The following is a 3491-nucleotide window of genomic DNA, read 5'->3' as shown; positions in this document are numbered from 1 at the left end:
TTTGGGCACGAAAATTTGATCCTCTAAATTTTTGATTTTAAAATCCGCAGCTCCGCTCTTGCCGCCGCGAGATGCGATCTCTGCGCGATACATCGAGCCAAACTCCCTACTCATCACTGCCGTGGCGACTACGAAAAAGATCATGAAAATATTATAAAATCTATACGGGATCGTCTCTACGAATACGGTAAAGGCGTTTATGTTTTCTATGCCGATCTGCGAGTAGGCCTCTTTGATCGCCGAAATTTCAACTCCGACCCAGGTGGAGATCACGGCGATGCCGGTGATCGGCGCGGCGGTCGCGTCTATGATGAAGGCGAATTTCGCGCGCGAAATTTTAAATTTATCCATAAGCGGTCGCATGATAGGGCCCACGATCAGCGCGTTTGCGTAATCGTCGAAAAATATCACGATACCCATGAGCCAAGTATAAATTTGACCTAAAACGGGAGTGTCTGCGTGCTTGCTAAGCCAGAGCGCAAGCGCCTTTGTGCCGCCGCTTTTGGTCACCAGAGCGATGAGCCCGCCGATACACATGACCTGAAGCAAAATGCCCGCGTTCCACGTATCCGCCATCGATTTTACTACGCGCGAGCACAGGTTCGTAAAAGCAAAAAGCGCCGAAGCTGCGATGCTGTGATCTACCATACCGACGAGAAAAGTCCCGCTTAGCACGCCCAAAAACAGCGACAAAATCACGTCTTTGGTGATAAAAGCAAGCACGATCGCCGCAACCGGCGGGATAAGCGTCAGCATGCCGTAAAGCTCGCTGTTTCGCACGGCGGGCTCCACGTCCGCAAGCGCCAGCGCGGGCAAAAAAATCGCCGTAAAGATAAGCAAATTTTTCAACATTTTAATCCTTGATGATTGATAAAATTTTAAAATTTAACCTCCGATCGGGGGTTAAATTTTAAAATTCTGCGCACTTTGCAGCAATTATTCGTATTGCGTGCTTTCTTTTACGGCGATTTTTGAGCGCCTTAATCGCGCAGCAAACTCTACAATTTTACTGCGTTTGCAATTTTACGAACGCATTTTTAAGCAACTTATCGCACAATAAAATCTCTCCGATGCAAAATACCGCGCGCGGCGTAATCAAAAGCGTTTTATAAACGCATTTAAAATTTTACTTAACATAGCAAAAGCCCCAAGTCAAGGTAAAATTCCGCAATGTTGCAGCGCTTACTTTGTCGCAAAAGGATAAATTTCTCGCGCAAAATTTGACGAAATCCCGCTCTTGATCGCAAACCAAAATCCCTCAGCAAAAATTTTATCACGCATAAATGCACAAATCGCCATTTTTAAAGCTCGTCTGCGCGTTTATAAAATTTCAGTGCATGCAACCTGCGCAAGCAAAGCGATAAAATTTTAAAGCGTTAAATTTAACCAAATTGCACTCGAAAAATTCGCTAAATTTATAGAATTTACAAAGCGGCAAAACTCTAAATTTAAAGCTCATAAGGCTTTTGTAACCCAAAAACGCTACAAACCTAAAACGACGAAGCGGTAAGCGGCCCTTTAAATCAAGCCTGCTAATTCTCACGCTCAGGCGCATCTTGCGGATCGCTCGTAAAATCATCGCTTGCTTGCGTAGGACTTAGTCCAAGCGAGCGCAAATAGCTCTGCGTAGCCGCTTCACCACCCGCAAGCGCGTAGTCTAGCGCATTTAGCCCCGCCTCATCGATCGCCTTTTCGTTTGCGCCCGATTTTACGAGCAATTCAACGATCTGCTTGGTACTTTTTTGCGCCGCAAACATCAGCAGCGTCTTGCCCGCTCCTGAACGCTCACAGCCGTCGTTACGCTCGCCTAACGATGCTAGAGCCTGGGCCTCGGCGCTGCCGATCTGGCGGACATTTACGCTAGCATGCGAGTAGATTAGCAACTTTACGAGCTCATAATTTTTTGCCGCGGCGGCGAAAAATATTGGAGTTTGCCCAAGTGAGTTTTTATAGCCAACCAAAGCGCCTTTAGAGATCATAAATTTAGCGCTTTGAACATTATTCATCGCGTAAAATAGCGAATTTTCCTCGCCAGCATTCACCTGCGCGCCTCGCTCGATCAAAGCGCCGCTAAAGCGCTCGTCATATCCTAGCAAAAGTGCCAGATCCAGGGCATTATCAAGCTCGTAAATTGCAAAATCCTTGCTAAAAAGTAGCGTACGAAACTCATCTGCGCCTACTCCGCCTTTTAGCGCCAGCTCAAGCTCACCGTAATCTTCCGCCTTGCGATCCTTTGCAGCATATGCGATAAATTCCGCTATCACGGCGCTTGCCAGCTCATCGGCGTCGTTTTTGTTAAATTTGGCGGCGAAATAATCTCTTAACGCCTCCCTGGCTGCCGGGATCTCGCCCATAAAATTGCCATAAGCGATGAAATTTCCAATCTTGCGCTCGGAGTAAAATTCTAAGGCTTCAAGCGATTTTTCGCTAATTTGCGCGTAGTTTTTCTCTTTGGCATAGCTTAAAAAGCCCTCGCCATCCATCCCCGCAAATGCCAAGGTTCGCTCAAGCCTTTTTTCGTTCAGCAAGGCTTCGTTACCGACACAATCGATATTTTCGTCCCTGATCTCAGAAGCCGCGCTTTTTAAATTTTGCAAAAATTCTGCGCCAGCTAGCGAGCCTTTACAGCCAAAATCGCTTTGCAGCAGCTCTTCGTCCGCAGGCTCTTTGCTAAAAAAGCCGCGCGGATCGCTTAGTATCTGCTCACAAGAAGCGCCAAAAAGCGTGCCGCAAAAAACAAACGAACCCATTAGAATTTTTCGCATCGCTACCTCGAATTGCATTTGAAGCGTTATTTTACCTTTAAATTTATTTATTAAAACTTAGTGCTGGCGGTGGAATTTTATGGAATTCATTTCAGCTTTATAAAATTTTACGAAATTTTTAAAATTTTACGGCGTGGCGGCGAGCAGCGTTAAATAATGGTAGTTATAGGCGCAGCAATGGAGGGCACTATATGAGGGCACAGCGATCGGCAGGCTAAAATTTTAAAATTTAAGCGCGAGCTAGCAATAAAATAAAATTTTGCAAGCTGTACAAATCTAGTGGAATTCCGTGCTAGGTTTATCGTGAAATAAAATTTTACAAACACAGCTCCTCCGTGGAATTCTACGCGCATTAGTAGCGAGATAGAATTTGCGAGGTAGAATTCCTTGCAGAATGAAAGAATTTTACGCGTTTTGCACGGAACAATTAAAATTTCACCCCATAAAATTCCGCGTCTAGCGCAAAATCCGCCGCGTTAAAATTTAGTAAATTTCAATCTGATGGAATTTAGCACGACCGTCACGGAGCTAAAGCACATCGCCGCGGCGCCGTACATCGGCTTTAAAAGCACGCCGAGCGCTGGATATAGCGCACCTGCCGCGATCGGGATACACACGGCGTTGTAAAACAGCGCCCAGAAGAGGTTTTGCTTGATCGTCCGCATGGCAGCTTCCGATAGGCGGAATAGATATAGCACGCTTGCAAGGTCGTTTTTTATAAAAATC

Annotated in this window: 2 protein-coding genes and 1 pseudogene; all 3 read right to left on the bottom strand. The window is 45.9% G+C overall.

Going from position 1 to position 3491, the window contains the following annotated elements; genetic code table 11:
* On the bottom strand, positions 1–852 hold an 852-nt coding region (locus Q0256_RS06055; protein WP_297961140.1), incomplete at its 3' end, for a Na+/H+ antiporter NhaC family protein.
* A gap of 680 nt (positions 853–1532) precedes the next feature.
* Positions 1533–2783 (bottom strand): ankyrin repeat domain-containing protein, encoded by a 1251-nt coding sequence (locus Q0256_RS06050; protein ID WP_297961137.1) that lies wholly within the window; start codon positions 2781–2783, stop codon positions 1533–1535.
* A gap of 458 nt (positions 2784–3241) precedes the next feature.
* A pseudogene (locus tag Q0256_RS06045) lies at positions 3242–3491 on the bottom strand (heavy metal translocating P-type ATPase); the annotation flags it as partial.

Source organism: uncultured Campylobacter sp., assembly GCF_937949835.1.
Lineage (GTDB): Bacteria > Campylobacterota > Campylobacteria > Campylobacterales > Campylobacteraceae > Campylobacter_B.
The sequence above is the reverse complement of the archived record's forward strand: the minus strand, read 5'-3'. Positions and strand labels throughout refer to the sequence as shown.